Source organism: Stenotrophomonas sp. YJH_SMC_122 (genome assembly GCF_059369535.1).
The window spans coordinates 274,868-294,649 of record NZ_JCAFST010000002.1 but is presented as its reverse complement, the minus strand read 5'-3'; the positions used below and the strand labels follow the sequence as shown (position 1 = coordinate 294,649).

Sequence of the window (19,782 nt, the reverse complement as noted above, 5' to 3'; positions counted from 1 at the left end):
GGAAACGGAACAATGACAGCTTCACATGACAGTGATGAAACTGGCTAGGGACAACCCTGTGGATAGAGGGTGGGCAGCCGGTGGGAATCCGGTGGATGCCGGGATCACCCGCCGGGCAGCGACGCGAGGCCGTATGTGGCGGCCAGGCCGGAGGAGCGGCCGCAGGGAAACGCCGTTGCGCCCTATCCCCCGATCATTGCCGGCCAGCGGCCGGCACTACCGGAATCCCAGGGTGGTCGTGCCGGCCGCTGGCCGGCATTGCATTCGCGCGGAACCCCTCACGCCCGGTGCGGGGTGCCCAGGTACTCGGCGCTCTGCATCTCGATCAGGCGCGAGGCGGTGCGCTCGAACGCGCCCTGCAGGCGCTGCCCGGTGTACAGCTCGACCGGCGAGGTGCTGGCGGTGCAGACCAGATTGACGTGGCGGTCGTACAGCTCGTCGATCAGGTTGACGAAGCGGCGCGCGGCATCCTCGTTCAGGCGATCGAAGGCGGGAATGCCGCCCAGCAGCACCGTGTTGAACTCGTGCGCGATCTCGATGTAATCCGACGGCCCACGCGGGCCCTCGCACAGCGCGGCGAAATCGAACCAGGCGATGCTCTTGCCGCGGCCCCGGACCGGGATCTTGCGGCCCTCGATCTCGATGTTGCCGGGCTTGGCCGGCTGGCCGCCGCTCAGTTCGCTCCAGCGCGTGGCCAGCCAGTCGTCGCTGTCGGCGGCCAACGGTGCGCGGTACACCGGCGAGCGGGTCAGCGCGCGCATCCGGTAGTCCTCGGTGCCTTCGGCGTACAGCTCCACGCAGAAGCGCTGCAACAGGCCGATGGCCGGCAGGAAGCTCTCGCGCTGCAGGCCGTTGAGGTACAGGTTCTCCACTGCGGTGTTGGAGGTGGTCACCAGGGTCACGCCCTCGGCGAACAGGCGCTCCAGCAGCCGCGCCAGCAGCATCGCATCGCCGATGTCGGTGACGAAGAACTCGTCCAGCACCAGCACGCGCAGGTTGCTGCGCCATTCCTGGGCGATCTTCGCCAGCGGGTCGCTCTGGCCCTGATGCTCGCGCAGGCGCTCATGGACGCTGCGCATGAAGCGGTGGAAGTGCGTGCGGTACTTCTGCTTGATCGGCAGCCCGTCGTAGAACAGGTCGACCAGGAAGGTCTTGCCACGGCCGACGCCGCCCCAGAAGTACAGGCCCTTGACCGGTTCGGGCTTCTTCCAGAACGAGGACAGGCGGTCCAGCCAACCGTCCTCGGCACTGTCCAGCAGGCCCAGGTGGATGCGGTCCAGCTCGGCCAGCGCCGCATGCTGGGCCGGGTCGTCCTGCCAGTCGCCACGGGCAACCCCTTCCGCGTACCGCTGCGACGGGGTCAACTCGGTTGCACTCATGCCGCCGCGCCCAGCCAGTGCTTCACGCCGTGGGTCAGCGCGCCGCGCAGGTCGATCAGCTTGCGGTGGAAGAAGTGGCTGGTCTCGGGCATGCGCACCAGCTCATGCGGGAAATCCAGCGTGTCCAGCCACTGGTAGACGGCCTGCGGGTCGACGATCTCGTCCTGCTCGCCCTGGATCACCAGCCAGCGCGCCGGCGGTGCGATGCCATCGAAATCCCAGCGGCCGGCCGGCGGCGCGATCGAGATCAGTGCTTCGGGCTGCAGCGCGGCAGCGGCCTTCAGCGAAACGAACGCGCCGAAGCTGAAACCGGCCAGCCACAGGCGGTCGTGCGGGCGCTGGCTGCGCACCCAGGCGGCGACCGCCTTCAGGTCATCCTGCTCGCCCACGCCGCCATCGAAGGTACCGGCCGAAGCGCCGACGCTGCGGAAGTTGAAGCGCACCGTGGCGACGCCCAGCTCGCGCAGGGTGGTGGCGGTCATGGTGACCACCTTGTTGTGCAGGGTGCCGCCTTCGGTGGACAGCGGATGGCAGACGATGGCCACGATCGGCTGCACCGGCACATCGGCCTTGGGCAGGTCGACGACCACTTCCAGCGGGCCGGCCGGGCCATCCAGTTGGAGACAGGCGGTTTCGCCGGGGGCGACGGGGAACGGGGGCTTGTGCATGGCACCATGATACCGTCCCCCGCCCCTGCCCTGTGCCCGCCCCATGCTCTACCTGTCTTTGGCCGTGATCTGCAGCGTGCTGGTTTCGGTGCTGTTGAAGGTGGCCGGACGCCGCCAGCTGGATGTCGCGCAGATGGTCACCTGGAACTATCTGGTGGCGGCAACGCTCACCGCCGTGGTGCTGCAGCCGCCGCTGGATGCGCTGCGCGCGCCGCATGCGCCGTGGCCGTCATTGCTGGCGCTGGCGGTGGTGCTGCCCTCGATCTTCCTGGTGCTGGGCCGCGCGGTGGCGGTGGCCGGCATTGTCCGCAGCGATGTGGCACAGCGGTTGTCGCTGCTGCTGTCACTGGCTGCCGCCTTCCTGTTCTTCGGTCAGACTGCGACGCCGTGGAAGCTGGCCGGGCTCGGCCTGGGCCTGCTGGCGATGGTGGCGATCAGCCTGCGCCCGCGCGGCCCGGCGGTGGCGTCCTCGCCCGGCGGCTGGGGCTGGCTGCTGGGCGTATGGGCCGGGTTTGCGGTGGTGGACGTGCTGCTCAAGCAGGTGGCGCTCTCGGGCACGCCGTCGATGGCGGCGGTGCTGACCAGCTTCAGCGTGGCCTTCGTGCTGATGCTGGCCCTGCAGCTGTGGCGGCATGTCAGTGGCCGCAGCCGGCTGGCCTGGCACAACCTGGGGGCGGGTGCGCTGCTGGGCCTGCTCAATGGCGGCAACATTCTTTTCTATGTGCACGCCCACCAGTCGATGCCGGACAACCCGGCCACCGTGTTCGCCGGCATGAACATCGGCGTGGTGGTGCTGGGCGCGCTGGTGGGCGTGTTCGCCTTCGGCGAGGCCACCACGAAGTGGAACCGCGCCGGCCTGGCGCTGGCGGTGCTGGCGATCGGGTTGATCGCCTGGGGGTGAGCGTTGGTTGCGGCGGGCCATTTCCGCGCCCGCGGTGGGATGTCGCTTTTCTTTTCGCGCGAAAAGAAAAGTAACCAAAAGAAACGCGCCGCCAGCCGCGAGCCGGTGCTGTGCACCGGTTCCCTGCGCTTGTCGGTGAATCAGGGGACAGCGCCAAACTCGCTGCGCTCAGACATCGGCGCCTCTTCGCCCCCGATTCCCCTGCGATGCTCGGCTCGCTTGAAGGCGGAATGGAAGATCAAAAGCAACGGCAGCATCCGTGCCGATCAAGGTCCCCCCAGAGCAGATGCCCGGCGAACCTTATCTGTCGAAGCCCAGCAGCAGCGGGTCGTGGTCGGAACTGCGCCACGGGCCCTGCACGTTGCGGCCCTGATAACCGCTGGCGTCCTGCTCGTCGGCATTGCTGTGCCATTCGGCGGCGCCGCGCAGGCGCCTGGCCATGCCCGGGCTCAGCAGCGCGTGGTCGAGGCGGCCGGTGTAGCCGTTGTAGACGTAGCTGTAGGGATGCTCGACCTTGGCAACCTTGAACGCGTCCTGCCAGCCCAGGTCGTGCAGGGTGCGGATCGGGTCTTCCATCGCGTAGGCATTGAAATCGCCGAGCAGCACCGCGTCCTTTGTACCGGTACCGGTCGGATCCGTCTGCAGCCAGGCATGCAGTTGCTGCGCCGAGGTCACGCGGGTGGCGTTCCAGCAGCCCTGGTTGTCGTTGCGGTCGGCGTCGGCGCCGCTTGCGTCGCGGCAGCCCTTCGACTTGAAGTGATTGGCCACCACCACGAACGGCGCGCCCTGCCTGCCCTGGAAGGCCTGCGCCAACGGTACGCGGCTGTGCTCGACGAACGGGCCACCGGTCAACGTGGCCGGCGTGCCGACCGGCTGCAGGCGTGAGCTGCGGTAGATGATGCCGACCCGGATCGGGTTGTCGCCGGGGCCGTTGCCGGCATCGACGAAGCGCCAGTCGCCCTGCGCGCCGCGGTCGCGGTTGAGCGCATCGACCAGTTCGGCGATGGCCGACTGCGGGCCGTAGCCGTCGTTCTCCAGCTCCATCAACGCGGCGACGTCGGCGCCCAGCGCGTTGACCGTGGTGACCAGCTTGGCCACCTGCGCCTTGTGCTCGTCCAGCGTGCGGGCGCCGCGCAGGGTCGGGAAGCCGCCGCCCTGGCCATCACCGTTGAAGAAGTTCTCCAGGTTGAAGGCGGCCACGTGCAGGCTGCCCGGCACCGTCGGCACCGCCGGGCGCTTGAGTTCCGGCAGTTTCAGCACACCCTCGACCTGCAGGCGCGGATGGCCCTGCGCGTCCACGCGCACGATGCCCTGCACGTCGCGCAGCTGCATGCCGGTGCGCAGCACCGGGCTGCCCGGCAGGTACGCCACGCTGGCCGGATCGCGGGCATCACTGCCATCTTCCAGCACCAGGCGGCGGCGCTGGTTGTCGGCCATCACCTGCTCGTAGCCGGCGGTGCCCGGCGCGGCCACTTCGGTCGGCTGCCAGAGGCGGCCATCGAACGCCACCGTGAGCTGGCCGAAGTGCTCCAGGCCATCGCTACCGGCCAGGGTGAGCGGTGCGGCGATGCGGACGCGCTGTCCATCCAGCGCGCGCCAGTCGGCTGGCGCGGCGGTCAGCACCACGCTGGCGCTGCTGCGCGCAGCGGGCGGCGTCGCGACCGTCGTGGCCTGCGGCTGGGCCTGGGCGATGGCGCCGGCCGGCAGCAGCAGGGACAGGGCAAGGGCTAGGGAGCAGCGGCGCATCGACGGGCGATTCCTGGGACGAGGGCGCACAGACTAACCCTGAAATGCGAAACCCCGCCTGCGGGCGGGGTTTTGACCTTGGTGGGCAAAGCCTGGGTCGTGCCGGCCGCTGGCCGGCAACCTCATGACCTTCGTGCGATGTGTGGTTGCCGGCCAGCGGCCAGCACTACCGCTTACTTCAGATTGGCCAGCATCCAGTCCACGGTGGCGTGGATCTGTTCTTCCGTCAGGGCCGGGTTGCCGCCCTTGGGGGGCATGATGCCGCCGTCGGGGCCGGTATAGCCCTCGATGGCGTGCTTGTAGAGCGTGTCCTTGCCCTGCGCGATGCGCTTGTCCCAGTGCGAATGGTCCAGCGTCGGTGCCATGCCCACGCCGGTGGTGTGGCAGGCGGTGCACAGGTTGTCGAAGATCACCTTGCCATCCTTGGTGCCGCCGTAGGCCACCTGCGACGCGGCCTTGGCCAGCGCGGCGGCCTTGGCGGCGGCCTGCGCGGCAGCGCCGGTACTGCCGGCATAGACCGCGCCGGTGGGCGAGATGCGCTGTTCGGTGCGCTTGGCCGCGGTCGGCGACACCTCGGGCGGAATCCGGGTGTGGATGTAGGCGGCAAGGAGGATGAGGCCGAGGGTGATGGTCGCCAGCAGCGCGATCACCATGGAGAAGCGTTTCAGGAACTCCAGATCGTAATTCCGCACTCTTCGTTACCCCTGGCTGATAGTCGTTGGACCACGGCTGAGCGACTGCGTGATGGGCCGAGTATAGAACGCACTTTGCGTGCGACAACAGGCGTCACTGCTGATGCGGCGCAGCATGCCCACCCGGTAGTGCCGGCCGCTGGCCGGCATCACCATCCTGCCAGATGGATCGCGCAGAAGCCGGCCAGCGGCCGGCGCTACCGAATTGCCGGGGCGCCGATCGCGCGCAGGCAGAAGCTGCAGATCGCATCCACCAGCGCGTCTTCGTCGCGGTGCGCTTCGCGGCTGGGTGCGGTCGGGCCGACCATCGCTTCGGTGAAGGCACCCACCAGGCAGGCGGCGGCCACATGCGCGTCCTGCGCAGGCAGCTCACCGGCCGCCACGCCCTCCTCCACCAGCCGCAGGAACACGTCGCCGAATGCGCGACGACCGCGCATGCGCTCGGCTTCCACATCCGGGTCGACCGGTTCGACGATGAAGGCGTGCGCGAGCCCCGGCCCGGCCAGGGCACGGCGGACGAAGGCGGTGATGGCCAGCCGCAGCCGCTCGCTGGCTGCCTCCGGGCCACTGGCGATCCGCTCCATGATTGCGACCTCGTGGGCCACGGCAGCATTGAGGACTTCCACGAACAATTCGGCCTTGGACGGGAAGTGGCGATAGATCAGGCCGGTGGACACCCCGGCCTGGGTCGCCACGGCCGTCACCGGGGCATTGCGCCAGCCGCCCGTGGCGACCAGCTCGCGGGTGGCCAGCAGGATCCGTTCACGGGCGCCCGCCAGGCGTTCTTCCATCAATGCAGAGCGTTTATAGGCCATGTTCTGATTCTAGTTTCAATTTTTGAATTCGTATTCACTTCTTACCCGAACCCCGCTACGCTGGGGCCATCGCCCGTGTGGGTGACGGTCCTGCAGACCGCCGCCCACTCCCCCGCCGGGTGCGTCCATTCCTGCCATCCCGCCGTGGAGCCACCACAATGCACGTGCCATCCCTGAACTTCGATCTTGGCGAAGACATCGACCTGCTGCGCCAGAGCGTGGCCCATTTTGCCGCCGCCGAGGTCGCTCCGCTGGCTGCCGAGGCCGATGCCAGCAACCAGTTCCCACTGGCGCTGTGGCCGAAACTCGGCGAACAGGGCCTGCTCGGCCTCACCGTGGAAGAAGCATACGGCGGCACCGGCATGGGCTACCTCGCCCACGTGGTGGCGATGGAGGAAATCTCGCGTGCCTCCGGCGGCATCGGCCTGTCCTATGGCGCGCACTCCAACCTGTGCGTGAACCAGCTGCGCAAGAACGGCAACGAAGAACAGAAGCAGCGCTTCCTGCCCGGACTGTGCAACGGCAGCCTGGTCGGCGCGCTGGCGATGAGCGAGCCGGGTGCCGGTTCGGACGTGGTGTCGATGAAGCTGCGCGCGGACAAGCGCGGCGACCGCTACGTGCTCAACGGCAACAAGATGTGGATCACCAACGGCCCGGATGCCGACGTGCTGGTGGTCTACGCCAAGACCGACATGGAAGCCGGCGCCAAGGGCATCACCGCATTCCTGGTCGAGAAGGGCATGAAGGGCTTTTCCACCGCGCAGAAGCTGGACAAGCTGGGCATGCGTTCTTCGCCCACCTGCGAGCTGGTGTTCCAGGACTGCGAGATTCCTGAAGAGAACGTGCTGGGCCAGGTCGGCGGTGGCGTGCGCGTGCTGATGTCCGGCCTGGACTACGAGCGCGTGGTGTTGTCCGGTGGCCCGCTGGGCCTGATGGCCGCGGCCATGGACGTGGTGATGCCATACGTGCACGAGCGCCACCAGTTCGGCGAGCCGATCGGCAGCTTCCAGCTGATCCAGGCCAAGATCGCCGACATGTACGTGGGCCTGGGTGCCTGCCGCGCGTATGTCTATGCCGTGGCACGCGCCTGCGACCAGGGCCGCACCACCCGCCAGGACGCCGCCGGTGCCATCCTGTACGCCGCCGAGAAGGCCACCTGGCTGACCGGCCAGGCGATCCAGATCCTCGGCGGCAACGGCTACATCAACGAATACCCGACCGGCCGCTTGTGGCGCGATGCCAAGCTGTATGAGATCGGCGCCGGCACCTCGGAGATCCGCCGCATGCTGATCGGCCGCGAACTGTTCCAGCGCACCCTGTAAGGCCACTGCGATGACCGTATTGAGCACCCAGCTGCAACCGGGCAGCGAAACGTTTGAAAGCAACCGCGCGGCCATGCAGGCCGTGGTCGACGACCTGCATGCCACCCTTGCCCGCACCGCGCTGGGTGGCAGCGAAGCCGCACGCGCCAAGCACACCGCGCGCGGCAAGCTGCTGGTGCGTGACCGCATCGACGCGCTGCTCGACCCCGGCAGCGCCTTCCTGGAAATCGCGCCGCTGGCCGCGCACGGCATGTACGAAGACGCCGTGCCGGCCGCTGGCGTAGTGGCCGGAATCGGCCGCGTGAGCGGCGTGGAATGCGTGATCGTGGCCAACGATGCCACGGTCAAGGGCGGCACCTACTACCCGATGACGGTGAAGAAGCACCTGCGCGCGCAGGAGATCGCCGAGCAGAACCACCTGCCGTGCATCTACCTGGTCGATTCCGGTGGCGCGTTCCTGCCGCTGCAGGACGAAGTCTTTCCCGACCGCGACCATTTCGGCCGCATCTTCTACAACCAGGCCAACCTGTCGGCGCAGGGCATTCCGCAGATCGCCTGCGTGATGGGCAGCTGCACCGCTGGTGGTGCCTATGTGCCAGCGATGAGCGACGAGACGGTGATCGTGCGCGAGCAGGGCACGATCTTCCTCGGCGGCCCGCCGCTGGTGAAGGCGGCCACCGGCGAAGTGGTGACGGCCGAGGAACTGGGCGGTGCCGATGTGCATACGCGCATCTCCGGCGTGGCTGACCACATGGCCGACAACGACCTGCAGGCACTGGCACGGGTGCGCGCGATCATCGCCCAGCTCAACTGGCGCAAGCCGGAATCGGCAATGGCGGTGCAGCCGACCGAAGAACCGCTGCTGCCAGCACACGAACTGTACGGGGTGATCCCGGCCGATACGCGCAAGCCCTACGACGTGCGCGAAGTGATCGCGCGGCTGGTCGATGGCTCGCGCTTCGATGAGTTCAAGCCGCGCTACGGCGCAACGCTGGTCACCGGCTTCGCTCATCTGAACGGCTACCCGATCGGCATCATCGCCAACAACGGCATCCTGTTCTCCGAGTCGGCACTGAAGGGCGCGCACTTCATCGAGCTGTGCACCCAGCGCAACATCCCGCTGGTATTCCTGCAGAACATCACCGGCTTCATGGTCGGCCGCAAGTACGAACAGGGCGGCATCGCCAAGGACGGTGCCAAGCTGGTGATGGCGGTGGCCTGTGCCAGGGTACCGAAGTTCACCGTGGTCATCGGCGGTTCGTTCGGTGCCGGCAACTACGGCATGTGCGGCCGTGCATACTCGCCGAACTTCCTGTGGATGTGGCCGAACGCGCGCATCGGCGTGATGGGTGGCGAACAGGCCGCCAGCGTGCTGGCCACGGTCAAGCGCGATGGCATCGAGGCCAAGGGTGGCCAGTGGCCGGCAGCGGAGGAAGACGCGTTCAAGGCACCGATCCGCGACCAGTTCGAGCAGCAGGGCCACCCGTACTACGCCAGCGCGCGCCTGTGGGACGACGGCGTGATCGATCCGGCCGACACCCGCCGGGTGCTGGCGCTGGCGCTGTCGGCCAGCCTCAACGCCGCCCCGCAGCAGACGCGCTTCGGCGTGTTCCGCATGTAATCCATGCCATGACCGAGCACGCTCCCATGAAGCCCGTTGCCATGTTCACCAAAGTCCTGATCGCCAACCGCGGCGAAATCGCCTGCCGCGTCATCGCCACCTGCCGCCGCCTCGGCATCGCCACCGTGGCGGTGTATTCCGATGCCGACCGCAATGCACGCCACGTACGCCTGGCCGACGAGGCCATCCACATCGGCCCGGCCGCCGCGCGTGAGAGCTACCTGCGGGGCGACGCGCTGCTCGACGCCGCACGCCTGACCGGCGCGCAGGCGATCCACCCGGGTTACGGCTTCCTGTCCGAGAATGCCGACTTCGCCGATGCCTGCGCCGCCGCCGGCGTCACCTTCATCGGGCCGCCGGCCAGCGCGATCCGCGCGATGGGTGACAAGAGCGCCGCCAAGGCATTGATGGCCAAGGCCGGTGTGCCGCTGACGCCGGGCTACCACGGCGACCAGCAGGAACCGGCGTTCCTGCGCGCGCAGGCCGATGCCATCGGCTACCCGGTACTGATCAAGGCCAGCGCCGGTGGCGGTGGCAAGGGCATGCGCAAGGTCGAACGCAGCGAGGACTTCGTCGATGCACTGGCCAGCTGCCAGCGCGAGGCCGCCTCGGCATTCGGCAACGACCATGTGCTGGTCGAGAAGTACGTCGAGCGCCCGCGCCATATCGAGATCCAGGTGTTCGGCGACAGCCACGGTGATGCGGTCTACCTGTTCGAGCGCGATTGCTCGGTGCAGCGCCGCCACCAGAAGGTGCTGGAAGAGGCGCCCGCCCCGGGCATGAGCCCCGAACGTCGTGCTGCGATGGGCAAGGCCGCGGTCGATGCCGCGCGCGCGGTGGGCTACGTCGGTGCCGGGACGGTGGAATTCATCGCCGGCCCGGACGGCGATTTCTACTTCATGGAAATGAACACCCGCCTGCAGGTCGAACACCCGGTCACCGAGTACATCACCGGCACCGACCTGGTGGAGTGGCAGCTGCGCGTGGCCTCGGGCCAGCCGCTGCCGCTGCGCCAGGAGCAGCTGGCGATCCACGGCCACGCCATCGAGGCGCGGCTGTATGCCGAAGACGCCGACCGCGGCTTCCTGCCGTCCACCGGCACCCTGCGCCGCCTGCGCCTGCCGGCCGCGTCGGCCCACGTGCGCGTCGATACCGGTGTCGAGGAAGGCGACAGCATCACGCCGTACTACGATCCCATGATTGCCAAGCTGATCGTCTGGGACGTGGACCGCGACGCCGCGCTGCGCCGCATGAGCCAGGCCCTGGCCGACTGCCAGGTGGTGGGCGTGACCACCAATGCCGGTTTCCTGCGCCGCCTGGTGAAGACCGATTCGTTTACCCACGCCAAGCTGGATACCGCGCTGATCGAGCGCGAGCAGGCCGCATTGAGCCGGGTGGGTGACAGCGATGATGCGCTGTGGCTGCTGGCGGCGGTGGCCGCCGTGGCCACTACTGCAGGTGCAGCCAGCGATGCGCGCGACCCGCATTCGCCGTGGCAGGCGCAGGACGGCTGGCGCCTTGGCGCGCCCGCGCCGCGCGTGCTGCCGCTGCAGCAGGGCGAACGCCGGCACACGCTGAAGGTGTGGGCGCAGGCCGATGGCTGGCGTGTGCAGTGCGATGACGCAGCACCCGTGCAGGTGATCGGCACAGCCGATGAGCGGGGGCTGGCGGTGCAGCTGGGCGACCGCCGCGGGTCGCTGCAGCTGCTGCGCGACGGTGACCAGCTGTACCTGTTCGGCACCGACGGCCAGCACCGTTTCACCCTGCATGATCCGGTGGGCGAATCGGACCACGCCGTGGCCGATGCCGGCAGCCTGCTGGCACCGATGCCCGGGAAGATCGTGGCCACGCTGGTCGCCGCCGGTACCGAGGTCAAGCGCGGCACGCCGCTGGTGGTGCTGGAAGCGATGAAGATGGAGCACACCCTGCAGGCACCGGCCGACGGCATGGTGAAGGGCTACCGCGCCAAGGCCGGTGACCAGGTCGGCGACGGCGCGGTGCTGGTCGATTTCGAGGCGGCGTGAACGCTGGGGTGGCGACCGCTCAGCGGTCGTCGCCCGTTGCCACCCGCCCGGCGGGATCGAATTCGGCCGTGTCCAGCGTGGCACTGCGCCAGCCCAGGCCACAGATGGCCATCGCGCTCTGGCCGATGCCGTCGAAGCCGAAGGCACGATCGACATCGGCATCGTTGATGGCCGCTGTCACGAACGCCGCCAGCCCGCGCTCGGTCGCGCACAGATACAGCAGCTGCGAGATGTGGCCGACATCCAGCGTGACCGCACGATGCGCCTTGGCGTGGTTGCGGTACTTCCAGAAGCAGCGGTCATAGCGCGGCGCCAGCACCAGCAGCGCTGGCGCATCGGCGAACCACGCCTGCCCGGACAGCATCCGCCGCGCCAGCGCCGGCAATGCATCGGGCGGCGGCGAGGGCAACGGCAGTACCGCGTGCTGCACGGGGTGGTAGTGGTATAGCCCAGGTGCCAGCCCCTTTACGTTCTGTACCAGCAGGAAACCTTCGGTGGGATGCAGGCCGCCACCGGAGGGCACGTTCTTCTTCAGGAACTCGGTATCGCGCTCGACCTTCTGCACCGCGTGCGCCATCAGCGTGCGCTGCAGCACCTGGGCCAGCAGCGGCAGCGGCAGCGCGCGCTGCGGGTCGAAATTGCGGCAGGTGGTGCGGCGCGCCAGCAGTGCGTCGAACGCGGCCTCTTCGCTGCGCGGCAGCGGCTGGTAGTCGCCCTGCATGGGCTGCACCACCGGCGGTGGCGGCCCGAGGCGCTGGCGCAGGCCGGCAGCGGTGTCCAACCCCTGCCGGCGCATGTCCTCCACGCTGTCCACGGCCTGCCAGCGTGCATGGCGATGGGCCAGTGCAGCCAGCGGCCACCACTGGCTGCGCCGCAGCGCCTCGTCGCGCAGCTGGTGCCCCACCTCGCTCGGCGGGTCGGTCAGCAGCAGGCCCTGCTCGACCAGGCGGGCCAGCATCGCCGGGGAGGCATCGGCGGGCGGTTCGCTCCAGCGGTGCGCGCTGAGCTCGCCCAGCAGCTGGCGCTCCTCGGCGTCCACCGGCAGTGGCTGGTCCAGATGCGCGGCCAGCGCCACCCAGCTGATCTGGCTGTCCATCTCGGCATGGCCGGCCAGCATCGCGCGCAGGTCCAGGGTGACTGCCTCGCGGGGCTCGAACATCAGGCTGGCGCAGCGGCGCAGGCGCATGGGTTTCCTTCCTTCTGCCGCACAACCGGCATAGCAGCAACGACCGCGGCGCGGCCAACTTTAGCGATGTGCACAGCGCGGCCCTCAATGGCAGGCTGTCGCGGCCGATACGAGAAACTCCACCTACGGACGATCCCCATGAGCACCCATCCCCGCCTTTCCGCCGCAGACGCCAGCCTCCTGCTGGACCACCTGATCGGCAATGACGACTTCCGCAGCCACTTCACCGCGTCGCCAGCCAAGGCGCTGGCCTCGATCGGGCTGGACGGTGCCGTTGGCGAGAACGACTGCATGAAGATCGGCACCCTGGCCTCGGTCGAAGAGCTGAGCCAGGTGCGTGACGGGCTGCAGGCCCACCTGTCCGGGTCGGTGGCGGCCATGACCGTGGTGTTCTGCTTCGAAGCCGGCAAGGTCGGCGAGCGCATCGACGGCTGACCCGCCATCAGGGTGCGCCGGCCGTGGCCGGCGTGCCCCACGTGGAGACGTCATGCACGTTCAGCGGTTGCCACACCTGCAGGGCGGTGACCTCGGCAATGGCCTGGCCGCGATGCTGGGCCAGCCATGCCTGCTGGCGGCGTACGGCGGCTTCATCGCCCTGCGCACGCAGCGCGAGCAGCAGCACGACGTGCGCCTGCACCGGCTCGCTGCCATCGAGCATCGGCTCGATCAGGGTGCGGGCCGCCTCGGGCCGCTGCCTCTGCAGCTCATCCATGGCGCTGACGATGCGCAGCCAGCGGTCCGCGACCGGACTGCGCAGGCTGCGCAGCAGGGGCCGCTGCTCGTCCAGCCAACGCCTGGCCAGTTCGAACTGGCCCTGCCGCTGCGCCAGGTGGACCAGCGCCAGCCATTGCAGGCCACGGGCATGCAGCATGGGATCATCACGCTCCTGCAGCATCGGCTGCAGCAGCGCCGCAATGGCCTGCAGCCCGGCACGGTCAGCGCTCGGGCACAGCGCCGCCACGCTGGCGTGCTGCAGGCGCTGCTGCACCTGCAGGTCGATCAGCGTCGGCGCCGCTGCATCTTCGCTTATCGCCTGCTGCATGGCCGCGCAATCGCGCTGCGCAGCAGCCAGCAACAACTGCGCACGCAGCTTCATCCGCTCCTGCAGGCCATCACTGGCGTGGATCTGCGGCAACAGCTGCGCGGCCTTCGCGTACTGTCCCTGCGCCACCAGCACATCCACGCCGGTCTCATCGGCATCATCGCGACCGCGCAGGACCTGCGCCTGGGCCAGCGTTTCGGCAGCGAGCTGCGGTTGGTTGGCAGCGATCTGTATCCGCACCAGGTGGACCAGCGGATACAGCCGCAGCGGATCCTGCGGCACTGCGGCCGCACGCGCATAGGGTTCGGCCTCGCTGAACTGGTTGGCCTGCAGCAGGTACCAGGACGTGTTGGACAGCCCCGCGAACGAATCCGGATAGACCTTGGCCAGCGTGCGCCATTGCTCCAGCGCCCAGCCACCCGGCTCCAGCTCGGCCATCCAGGCCTTCAGGTACAGCCGCTCGCGTGGCGGCAGCCGATCCTGCAGGTCCAGCGCATGCTGCATGGCTTCGCGTGCACGCCGCCCTTCTTCGACGCGCGCATGCAGTTTGGCCACGCCCATGTAGGCCAGGGCGAAACCAGGATCGATATCGATCGCCGCCTGGTACAGGTTGCGCGCCTCCTCGAAGCGACGCTGGCCCAGTGCATTCTCGGCCAGCGCGAACGCCCGCAGTGCGCGAAGGTCCTGGGTCGATGCCCGCGGCAGCGGCAACGACTGTTCCAGGCTCGCCACCGATTCGCCCAGTCCGCGACGCAGGCGCCCGACCACGTCGTCCACCGCGAACACCATCTGGTCGGATCGATCCACGGTGGCGGTGAACGTCTGGATCACCTGGCCGGTGCCGGGTGCGGCGACATCGATGGCCAGCTCGTAGCCACCGATCTTCTGCCGCACCGTCGGCAGCAGCACGGCGCGCGCGCCTTCCCGCACCGCCACGTTGGCCGCGGTATCGCGGCTGAGCCGGGTATCGCCCGAGAGCCGCGCCATTTCCAGGCTTTCGCGGATCTTGCCCTCCGACAGCACGTTCACGTAGCGCGACTGCTCCAGCGCAATCCGGATGGCGTGCCGCATCGAGTCGTCGAAGATCGGGTCGCCGGTGAGGTTGTCGACATCACCGAGCACCACCCAGTCGCGCTCGGCGAACGCGATCGCCGGTTCCGGCCGCAGCAGCAGCCACCCGCCCAGCACCACCACCGTCAGTACCAAGCCTTCCGCGGCCAGCACCAGCGGCTGCCGCCACAACGGCAGGTCGCGGCGGGCCTTGGCATTGGCACGCGGCATGCGCAGCGGTGCGGAGCCGATCTCGCCCACTTCGATCACTTCCTGTACCACCGGCACGCCCTTGAAGCGCCAGCGCCCGTGTGACTTCCACAACAGGCGCGTGCCGCGCTCCCCCAACGCATCGGTGGCACGGCGGGTCAGCGATTCGGCTACCGCCGACAACAGGATCTGGCCGGGCCGGGCCAGCATCATCAGGCGCGCCGCCATCGGCTTGGCCAGGCCTTCCACTTCCATCGACTTGGCACCGGCGCGGACCGCCTCGGCACTGTTTTCCCAGGTCAGCACGTCACCCACATGCAGGCCGGCACGTGCGCGCAGTTCAATCGCACGCTGCTGGCCCAGCGCATGCAGTTCGCGCTGGTAGTCCAGGGCGAAGCCCAGGGCATCGATGGCGCGCTCGAACAGCATGAACAGGCCGTCCGAACGATCGATCAGCTGGCCATTCCAGCGGTGCTGCAGCACCAGCACCAGGCGGTCGTGCTCCTGGAACAGGTTCGCCGCCGCCACGTCGCCGATCCGCTCGACCAGCTGCAGCGAATCACACAGATCAGTGAACAGCAGGGCGCGTAGCTGTGGGCTATGCGGGGCTGACGTTCCGTTGTCGCCATTCATCGCCTGCATCTCCCTATTGGCCGTCCGGATCATCCACCCAGCGCAGGCAGTTGCCGCCATCACGCTTGGCCCGGTACAGCGCCCGATCGGCGCTGGCATACCACTCGCTCCAGCCCGCGTCGGCATCCAGCAGGCTGGCCCCGATGCTGACCAGGCTTACATGCGGCGTACCGTGGCTGCGCTCGAGCAGGCCGTGCACCGCACTGAGGATGAACTCGGCAGCGTGCTGCACGATCTCGCGGTTGCCACGGCGCAGCATCAGGCAGAACTCGTCGCCGCCGAGCCGGCAGGCCAGGTCCTGTTCGCCAGCCATCGAGCGCAGGATGTTGCCCATGCTCTGCAGCACCCGGTCGCCGGCCTGGTGGCCGTGGCGGTCATTGATCTGCTTGAAACGGTCGCAGTCGATCAGCAGCAGCGCCTGCGGCGGCCCCTCGGCACGCTCGCGGCACTCCTGCAGGTACAGGGTGAGGCCACGGCGGTTGTGCAGGCCGGTCAGTTCATCGGTACGCACCAGCTCGCGGGTGTGGGTCAGCTGGTGGGTGGTGATGTAGAGGTTGTCCAGCGCGGTTTCCAGATCGTGGTTGCGCCGGCGCAGCTGGCTGATCAGGGCCTGTTCGTTGGCCAGCACGCGCATGATCGTGCGGCGCAGGAAGTAGGCCACCAGACCCGGATCGGATTCGACCAGCCGGTGGAAATCAGCCGGCCCCAGTTCCAGCACATCGCAGTCGACCAGCGCGCGCGCGCTGGCGCTGCGCAGGTGGTCGCCGACCAGCAGGCCCAGTTCTCCGAAGAACTCATGCTGCCCGAGTGTCTTGATCACCAGGTCCTCGCCGAAGTCCAGTTCGATCTGGCCCTCGAGGATCACATACATGCGCTCGCCGCGGTGGCCACGCTGGAACAGCCACTGCCCGGCACGGAGCTTGCATGCGCGGGCGAATCTGGCGAACAATGCCACCTCGGCATCTGACAACAGCGCGTGCACGATCTCGGCCATCGCCACCCGGGCGATACCTGTCGTCATGTCACTGTTCTCGGCCGCACCCCTGCCGGTCATTCCCTGCACCCGCCGCCAGCGTCCCCTGGTGAGCCGCGGAGCATAGCACCGCTTTAAAGTGTGCGCCCTATCTCATTTTGGCCCTTCTGCCGATCTTGATTGATGTGAAGATCGGTGGTGGCCCGTTCTGGTCACGGGTGCCCGGGCAAAACCCCTGCTGGATCAATTCGATGCCGGGTTTCACAGGGATTCGGCCAAGTTGCCGGAACCCGGGGTGCGCCTGATTGACGCTGCCCGCTGGCTGCACCCTTGCATCGATACAACAACGCCGGCAGGTCCCCCGACCGGCCGGCGTTGCCTGGCCCTTCCCTGGCCACCCTGATCGGATTTCGAGGCGGTAGAGCCGGCCGCTGGCCGGCTGCCACGCCGCGCTGGGAGCATCCTGTGATTGCCGGCCAGCGGCCGGCACTACCGGATCACGCGGCGCGCCGCATCACGCCGCGCGTTCGCTGCGCCCGCCATGGAACTGTTCTTCCTCGGTCGAGCCGGTCAGCGCGGTGGTCGAGGACTGGCCCTGCTGGATCGCCTGGGTCACCGCGTCGAAATAGCCGGTACCAACCTCACGCTGGTGCTTGACCGCAGTGAACCCGCGCTCGGCCGCTTCGAACTCGGCTTCCTGCAGTTCCACGAACGCGCTCATCTGGCGGCGTGCGTAGCCGTGGGCCAGGTTGAACATGCCGTAGTTCAGCGCATGGAACCCGGCCAGGGTGATGAACTGGAACTTGTAGCCGTAGCTGCCCAGTTCGCGCTGGAACTTGGCAATGGTGGCGTCGTCCAGGTTCTTCTTCCAGTTGAAGCTGGGCGAGCAGTTGTAGGCCAGCAGCTTGCCGGGGAACTTCGCGTGGATCGCCTCGGCGAATTTGCGTGCGAACTCCAGGTCCGGCTTGCCGGTCTCGCACCACACCAGGTCGGCGTAGGGCGCATAGGCCAGGCCGCGGCTGATCGCTTGGTCCAGGCCGTTGCGGGTCTTGTAGAAGCCTTCGACGGTGCGCTCACCGGTGGTGAACGGCTTGTCGTTGCCGTCGATGTCGCTGGTCAGCAGATCAGCCGCTTCGGCATCGGTGCGCGCGACCAGCAGGGTCGGCACACCCAGCACGTCGGCGGCCAGGCGCGCGGCGTTGAGCTTCTCGATGGCCTCGCGGGTCGGCACCAGCACCTTGCCGCCCATGTGCCCGCACTTCTTGACCGAGGCCAGCTGGTCCTCGAAGTGCACGCCGGCGGCACCGGCCTCGATCATCGCCTTCATCAGTTCAAAGGCGTTGAGCACGCCGCCGAAGCCGGCCTCGGCATCGGCCACGATCGGCTGCAGGAAGTCGATGTCATCCTTGCCTTCGGCGTGGTGCAACTGGTCGGCGCGCAGCAGCGTGTTGTTGATGCGCTTGACCACCGCCGGCACCGAATCAGCCGGGTACAGCGACTGGTCCGGATACATCTGCCCGGCCAGGTTGGCGTCGGCCGCCACCTGCCAACCGGACAGGTAGATCGCCTTCAGGCCGGCCTTGACCTGCTGCATGGCCTGGTTGCCGGTCAGCGCACCCAGCGCGTTGACGAACTCGCGCTCGTGCAGCGACGCCCACAGCTTCTCGGCGCCCAGGCGGGCCAGCGAATGCTCGATGTGGACGGTGCCGCGCAGGCGCACCACGTCGGCGGCGCTGTAGTTGCGCTGGATGCCCTCCCAACGCGGGTGGGTGTCCCAGTCGTGCTGGATCTGTTCGGCAGTGGGCAGCTTGCTCATGTCTTTCTCCAGTTCGGTTCGTGCGTGCAGCGGGGAGGGAAACGGCGGCAGACGCGGGCGGCGGTCAGTCGATGCGCGCGTAGGCCGGCAGGGTCAGGAAATCGGTCAGTTCGTCGCTGCGGCTCAGTTCGCCGAGCAGGGCGATGGCCTCGCCGATGCGCGCGCCGCCGGGCAGCGCGGTGGAGTCGCCCAGCCGCGCCGGCAGCTGCGCCAGGGTGGCATCCAGCAGGGCCAGGTCGATCGCAGTGCCGTCATCCAGCTGCTGGCCCGGGGTGTGCAGCCATTGCCACAGCTGGCTGCGGCTGATCTCGGCGGTGGCCGCGTCCTCCATCAGGTGGTGGATCGGCACGCAGCCATTGCCATCCAGCCAAGCGGCCAGGTAGCGCACGCAGACTTCCACGTTGCCTTCGAAGCCGGCGCGGGTGATCGTGCCCGGCGGCCGCGCGATCAGTTCGTCGCGGCCGACGCGCACATCCTGGCGCAGCACGCCGTGCTGGTTCGGGCCGGGCATGTGCTCGTCGAAGATCGCCATCGCCACCGGAATCAGCGCCGGGTGCGCGACCCAGGTGCCGTCGTGGCCGGCGCTGACTTCGCGCAGCTTGTCGGCGCGCACGCGGGCCATCGCCTGTTCGTTGGCGGCGGCATCGTTGTTGATCGGAATCTGCGCGGCCATGCCCCCCATCGCATGCGCGCCACGGCGGTGGCAGGTCTGGATCAGCAGTTCCGAATAGGCCTTCAGGAACGGCTGGGTCATGGTCACCTGGCCACGTTCGGGCAGGACGCGGTCGGCGTGGCGGCGGAAGGTCTTCAGGTACGAGAAGATGTAGTCCCAGCGCCCGCAGTTCAGGCCGACGATACGATCACGCAGCGCGTGCAGGATCTCGTCCATCTCGAACACCGCCGGCAGCGTTTCGATCAGCACGGTCACCTTGATCTGGCCGTGCGGCAGGCCGAGCATGCCCTCGATGTGCGACAGCGCGGTCTCCCACAGCGCCGCCTCTTCCATGCTCTGCAGCTTGGGCAGGTAGAAGTACGGGCCACGATCCTTCGCCTGCAGGGTGCGGGCGTTGTGAAAGGCGAACACCGCCGCATCGAACAGGCCACCGGCGAGGAACTGGCCGTCGACGCGTACGTGCTTCTCGTCCAGGTGCCAGCCACGCGGGCGCACGATCAGCACCGCCTGTTCGTCGTACGGGCGCAGCGTGTAGTGCTTGCCATTGGGGGCGGTGTATTCCAGATCGCCGCGCACCGCCGCAGCCAGCGACTGCTGGCCGGCCAGCAGGTTGCGCCAGGTCGGCGAGGTCGAATCCTCGAAGTCGGCCATGAACACCTTGGCGCCGGAGTTCAGCGCGTTGATGACCATCTTCGGGTCGGTCGGGCCGGTGATCTCGACGCGGCGGTCCTGCAGCGCGGCCGGCAGCGGCGCAACGCGCCAGTCGCCGCTACGGATCGCGGTGGTGTCTTCGCGGAAGTCCGGCAGGCCGCCCTGGTCGAAGAACGCCTGGCGCTCGCGGCGGGCCTGCAGCCTCGCCTGCCGGCCCGGTTCCACCGCACGGTGCAGCGACACCAGCAGGGCCAGCAGCGGCGCCGGCAGCACGATGTCCTGGCCGGCCACGCGGGTCGCCAGGGCGATGCCGGGGGTGGCCTTGCTGGCAGGGGTGGAAACAGCGGAAGCGACGGCGGACATGGGGCGACTCCAGCGGT

The 19,782-nt window shown here is 68.5% G+C and carries 15 protein-coding genes; 5 read left to right on the top strand and 10 right to left on the bottom strand.

The window, feature by feature from the left end; genetic code table 11:
• Positions 1–278 precede the first annotated feature (278 nt).
• Positions 279–1,379, bottom strand: a complete 1,101-nt coding sequence (gene zapE, locus AC5P66_RS04865; protein WP_049415791.1) for a cell division protein ZapE — start codon at positions 1,377–1,379, stop codon at positions 279–281.
• On the bottom strand, positions 1,376–2,047 hold the full coding sequence (locus AC5P66_RS04860; RefSeq protein WP_099495442.1) for an alpha/beta hydrolase: 672 nt from the start codon (positions 2,045–2,047) through the stop codon (positions 1,376–1,378). Before AC5P66_RS04860 ends, zapE begins: the two co-directional genes overlap by 4 nt.
• A gap of 43 nt (positions 2,048–2,090) precedes the next feature.
• Here AC5P66_RS04860 and AC5P66_RS04855 point away from each other — a divergent pair, with 43 nt between their 5' ends.
• Positions 2,091–2,948 carry an EamA family transporter gene (locus tag AC5P66_RS04855; RefSeq protein ID WP_099496109.1) on the top strand — a complete coding sequence of 286 codons (858 nt, stop codon included), beginning with the start codon at positions 2,091–2,093 and terminating at the stop codon, positions 2,946–2,948.
• Positions 2,949–3,248: 300 nt separating this feature from the next.
• On the opposite strand, the gene AC5P66_RS04850 is transcribed toward AC5P66_RS04855, so the two are convergent.
• The 3 genes from AC5P66_RS04850 to AC5P66_RS04840 form a co-directional block, all read right to left on the bottom strand.
• Positions 3,249–4,694, bottom strand: coding sequence for an ExeM/NucH family extracellular endonuclease (locus AC5P66_RS04850; RefSeq protein ID WP_099496108.1), 1,446 nt, complete (start codon positions 4,692–4,694; stop codon positions 3,249–3,251).
• Between the two features lie 173 nt (positions 4,695–4,867).
• Complete coding sequence (locus AC5P66_RS04845; protein WP_005420711.1) at positions 4,868–5,386, bottom strand: c-type cytochrome; 519 nt, start codon at positions 5,384–5,386, stop codon at positions 4,868–4,870.
• 197 nt (positions 5,387–5,583) lie between these two features.
• Complete coding sequence (locus AC5P66_RS04840; RefSeq protein WP_049413500.1) at positions 5,584–6,201, bottom strand: TetR/AcrR family transcriptional regulator; 618 nt, start codon at positions 6,199–6,201, stop codon at positions 5,584–5,586.
• A gap of 158 nt (positions 6,202–6,359) precedes the next feature.
• Here AC5P66_RS04840 and AC5P66_RS04835 point away from each other — a divergent pair, with 158 nt between their 5' ends.
• From AC5P66_RS04835 to AC5P66_RS04825, 3 genes are read left to right on the top strand one after another with little or no spacing between them, the layout of a single operon-like run.
• Positions 6,360–7,523: an isovaleryl-CoA dehydrogenase gene (locus AC5P66_RS04835; protein WP_014035590.1), complete on the top strand. Its 1,164-nt coding sequence runs from the start codon at positions 6,360–6,362 to the stop codon at positions 7,521–7,523.
• Positions 7,524–7,533: 10 nt separating this feature from the next.
• The gene (locus AC5P66_RS04830) at positions 7,534–9,144 is read left to right on the top strand and encodes a carboxyl transferase domain-containing protein (RefSeq protein WP_099496107.1); all 1,611 of its coding nucleotides are present in this window, start codon (positions 7,534–7,536) and stop codon (positions 9,142–9,144) included.
• Between the two features lie 8 nt (positions 9,145–9,152).
• Positions 9,153–11,168: an acetyl/propionyl/methylcrotonyl-CoA carboxylase subunit alpha gene (locus tag AC5P66_RS04825; RefSeq protein ID WP_495216103.1), complete on the top strand. Its 2,016-nt coding sequence runs from the start codon at positions 9,153–9,155 to the stop codon at positions 11,166–11,168.
• 19 nt (positions 11,169–11,187) lie between these two features.
• Here AC5P66_RS04825 and AC5P66_RS04820 read toward each other — a convergent pair whose 3' ends face one another.
• Positions 11,188–12,354 carry a putative peptide maturation dehydrogenase gene (locus AC5P66_RS04820; RefSeq protein WP_049438816.1) on the bottom strand — a complete coding sequence of 389 codons (1,167 nt, stop codon included), beginning with the start codon at positions 12,352–12,354 and terminating at the stop codon, positions 11,188–11,190.
• A 138-nt stretch (positions 12,355–12,492) separates the two neighbouring features.
• Between AC5P66_RS04820 and AC5P66_RS04815 the strand changes: the two genes are divergently transcribed.
• Positions 12,493–12,789 carry an NHLP-related RiPP peptide gene (locus tag AC5P66_RS04815; protein WP_005420725.1) on the top strand — a complete coding sequence of 99 codons (297 nt, stop codon included), beginning with the start codon at positions 12,493–12,495 and terminating at the stop codon, positions 12,787–12,789.
• 7 nt (positions 12,790–12,796) lie between these two features.
• On the opposite strand, the gene AC5P66_RS04810 is transcribed toward AC5P66_RS04815, so the two are convergent.
• The 4 genes from AC5P66_RS04810 to aceB form a co-directional block, all read right to left on the bottom strand.
• Complete coding sequence (locus AC5P66_RS04810) at positions 12,797–15,289, bottom strand: putative peptide modification system cyclase (protein ID WP_428992440.1); 2,493 nt, start codon at positions 15,287–15,289, stop codon at positions 12,797–12,799.
• Positions 15,290–15,302: 13 nt separating this feature from the next.
• A complete protein-coding gene (locus AC5P66_RS04805) occupies positions 15,303–16,343 on the bottom strand; it encodes a GGDEF domain-containing protein (RefSeq protein WP_049410942.1) in 1,041 nt (346 codons plus the stop codon).
• Positions 16,344–16,776: 433 nt separating this feature from the next.
• Positions 16,777–18,078, bottom strand: coding sequence for an isocitrate lyase (gene aceA, locus AC5P66_RS04800; RefSeq protein ID WP_049410939.1), 1,302 nt, complete (start codon positions 18,076–18,078; stop codon positions 16,777–16,779).
• A gap of 64 nt (positions 18,079–18,142) precedes the next feature.
• The gene (gene aceB, locus AC5P66_RS04795) at positions 18,143–19,765 is read right to left on the bottom strand and encodes a malate synthase A (protein WP_099496104.1); all 1,623 of its coding nucleotides are present in this window, start codon (positions 19,763–19,765) and stop codon (positions 18,143–18,145) included.
• Positions 19,766–19,782: the final 17 nt, after the last annotated feature.